The sequence below is a fragment of the Paenisporosarcina sp. P4_D4 genome (assembly GCF_056401835.1).
Genome location: NZ_JBFUIO010000179.1, coordinates 1 through 3,188 on the forward strand (window position 1 = coordinate 1; position 3,188 = coordinate 3,188).

Here is a 3,188-nt window from a genome sequence, read left to right on the forward strand (position 1 = left end):
AACCGATGGATAGCGTGGAAGGAAAAATTCTGGGATATTTAAGAACTGACTCAAAATCAACTGTAAAAACGAGAAATATAATTGATAAAAATTTTGTACTAAGCAATGCGGAAATAGAGTTAACCCAAGAAAATGTCAAAGAGATATTTGGTCAAGATTTTGTTTCGGGATTCGAGGGGAATATTGAAACTTGGATGTACGACAACGTTAAAAACAAATATAACTATGAACAAACTGTAAAAACGGTTGCATTTAAGGAAATTAAAGATGAGAACGTAAAATCCCAGCTATTTATTAACTTTAATGACGGCAAGGCTATTATGTATTCTTATTTTTATAAAGGCGATGACGGGAAAGTTTGGACGTATGTATTGAACCCAGATAAAACAATAACCGAAACAGCAGCAAGCAATTAATACCCAACGCCTAAAAGGGCGTTTTTTCTATGGAAAAAATGGCACGGATTATTGTTTTCTCAAATAAAACTACCGATCCATCTCRTRTTCACCGAATATACATCGTTGATTTGACGGGCTTYTGGCGGTTTCGCTTTCCCAGTCCCAWGAATAAATATCCAATCTGWCTTGRGGCTTTAGCCAAACAAAAAAGACCGTCTMTGACGATCTTCTGTTCTTCAACTAAAGCACCCGTTAGTAGAACAAGAACTAAAGGCCTCTTCTCTTGATTAAAATGCAATAACTTATCTAATGGTATGTCTGATTCTTTAAAACCATATTTCGTTAACATCATTAGTTCTATCGCTTTTTCAGGGTTCTCTTGATAAATCTTTATAATTACTTCACAATGTGCCAATGCCAAGTGTTCTGTAAGCATTTGTGCAAATTCACGCAGTATTTCTTTATGTTCATCTTTAACAGCTTCATCAGAGAAATATGTAGCAGAGACATAGTTTACACGYTGTTCATCTTCTTCATAAATTAAATCTGGAATTTCAAAATCATCAAATGTGGCAGGTCGAAATTCATCTAAAATGGCTAAAGCATAATGTTGGTCGCCAATTCGAATATCCCACACTTCAAAGTCCCTTAATCTAATTTTACGTTCAAAATAATCAATCACACTTATACGTCCCCTTTCAATTTTTTTAACTGCTGATAATCAATCAAAATTACATCTTCTTATTCAACTATTCTGCCCCGTTAGTTAAATAAAAAGAGCTGCCTTAGCAACCCAATGATATTGAACTAAAGTACCTTGTTGAAATAGAAATTAACTTTCCGATGTTTGTTTGATTTCTATTAACTCCCATTGCCCATCAGTGTACTGCATTTTACCTTCAACAGTTACCACATCTTCATCTGACCTATACTTTGAACCCTTGAAGTTAGCAAATTCAGCGTCTTGGTAAAAATTAATTTCCTCAATTGTTAATAGAATACCAGTTAACGTATTTGAATCAGCATCAAATAAATTCTCTTCTCTTAATTCATCTAAAGTTAAGTCCAAAACTTCAACTTCGTCCGGAGATTTGAAGAAAGTTTTTACTATTTGTTTTTGCTCCTCTCTCAAACCATTGATATTACTCAAATCAATAGATATATATTCAATATCGTTATTTAATGATTCTTCTTCATTCATAAGTGATTCTAACAAGAGGGTATAGGCTTCTTCAGCATTTTGGGACACGACCTTAACATTATTATTACTACATGCAGAAACTAATAAAGTTATTAATAAAAGTAAGAAATATTTACTTTGCATCTTTTGTTCCCCTCTCTGAATTGGTCTTGTTTAAATATCGCCGGTAATGTGGTATTAGTTTGAAGTTCATTTCCTAAATTCGAAGTCCTTCACCCTCTGTGGTATAAATGCTAATAAAACAATTACTAATAATGCCATTAACACCTTTATAAATGTTTTCAAATACATCCCCCTTAAGTGACAGGAAAATTCAAACCATTTATTAATACGTTTCTTTATCCTAAAAGTTCCAATTCCTTATTCAACTAACCTGCCTCGTTAGCTCAATAAGAAAAGGGCTGATAATCAGCCTGATGATCTTAACTAAAGCACCTGTTAGTTGAATTATGCACGAGGAAGACTAGCCTCCAAACATTCTGTAAATGTGATTGTCCTTAAAAATTGATTTAGCCGTCTACGATGAAAACCATTTAATTGCATAACGATAACCAGCTAACTTCGTTGGTATGAAAGGGATGACAAAATTCTTGTCATCCCTTTCATACCAACGATAATAATCTTGGCTAGGATTATGTTAGAATTCTTTAGATAATATATTCGAAGGGAGAAAACATTATGGAAATCGGATCGAAATTAAAAAAAGCTAGATTAGAAAAAAAGCTTACTCAAGAAAATGTAGCAAATATACTAAATGTTTCCCGATCCACTATTTCTAGTTGGGAAGTGGGAAGAAGTTATCCTGATTTAGATAACTTAGTATCTATTAGTAATTTGTATGATGTTTCTCTTGATAATCTATTACGAGAGGATTCTAAAATGGTCAAAAAACTTTCTTTAGATACTAAACAGAAAAAAAGATTTGAAATTTTAACAGCATTATTACTCATTTTTATTGGCATTATATTTGGTTACATGTTCATGCTATCAACGACCATCAAAACGGGTGTAGATATTTCGCTCAATGGAATCGAAATTTTTGATATTACACTTTCAAGCGTTAGTCAAAATGATGCGGATACCGCAATCRCTTTTAAAGCGACATCAGAAAATATATTTTATCGGATAGAACCTGAATTTGCTTTAGTCTATGTGGAAGATGAATCAATTTATATAATTCTAGATACAATATTTGATCCTTTCTCAATTGTAGCAAACAAAGAAACACCACAAAGTAACTCTTTCATGGCTCCAGACTCATTTTCAGACGAGACAAAAGTTTATTTGATAGAAGATGTCAAAGAAGGAAACATGAAATTACTTGGTACCCTTGGAAATCTTACCAAGTAATTTAAAACAACTAAAAAACAGTAGCTAAAACGGACGGTTTTTACTTACTGTTTTTTGTTTTTTTCTAATAACTAGTGTTATGTCAGCCTGTCATTCAACTACCGTTAATCCAAATTCTTATTCAACTARACTGCCCCTTTAGTTAAGAAGAAAAAAAGAGCTGTATGCACAGCTCAACAATTTTTTACCAAAGCCTCCGTTAGTTCAACAAGAAAGAAGCATTGTATGTTCCCACTACG

The 3,188-nt window shown here is 32.8% G+C and carries 4 protein-coding genes; 2 read left to right on the top strand and 2 right to left on the bottom strand.

What is annotated here, in order from left to right:
* Positions 1-416 (top strand): hypothetical protein (locus tag AC1DSL_RS16590; protein ID WP_477533045.1); only part of this gene is annotated, 416 nt, incomplete at its 5' end.
* An 88-nt stretch (positions 417-504) separates the two neighbouring features.
* Here the strand turns inward: AC1DSL_RS16590 and AC1DSL_RS16595 are convergent.
* Both AC1DSL_RS16595 and AC1DSL_RS16600 read right to left on the bottom strand, forming a co-directional pair.
* Positions 505-1,080: a hypothetical protein gene (locus AC1DSL_RS16595; protein WP_477533046.1), complete on the bottom strand. Its 576-nt coding sequence runs from the start codon at positions 1,078-1,080 to the stop codon at positions 505-507.
* A gap of 150 nt (positions 1,081-1,230) precedes the next feature.
* A complete protein-coding gene (locus tag AC1DSL_RS16600) occupies positions 1,231-1,722 on the bottom strand; it encodes a peptide ABC transporter substrate-binding protein (RefSeq protein WP_477533047.1) in 492 nt (163 codons plus the stop codon).
* A 555-nt stretch (positions 1,723-2,277) separates the two neighbouring features.
* Between AC1DSL_RS16600 and AC1DSL_RS16605 the strand changes: the two genes are divergently transcribed.
* Positions 2,278-2,949: a helix-turn-helix domain-containing protein gene (locus tag AC1DSL_RS16605; RefSeq protein WP_477533048.1), complete on the top strand. Its 672-nt coding sequence runs from the start codon at positions 2,278-2,280 to the stop codon at positions 2,947-2,949.
* The last annotated feature ends 239 nt before the right edge of the window (positions 2,950-3,188 follow it).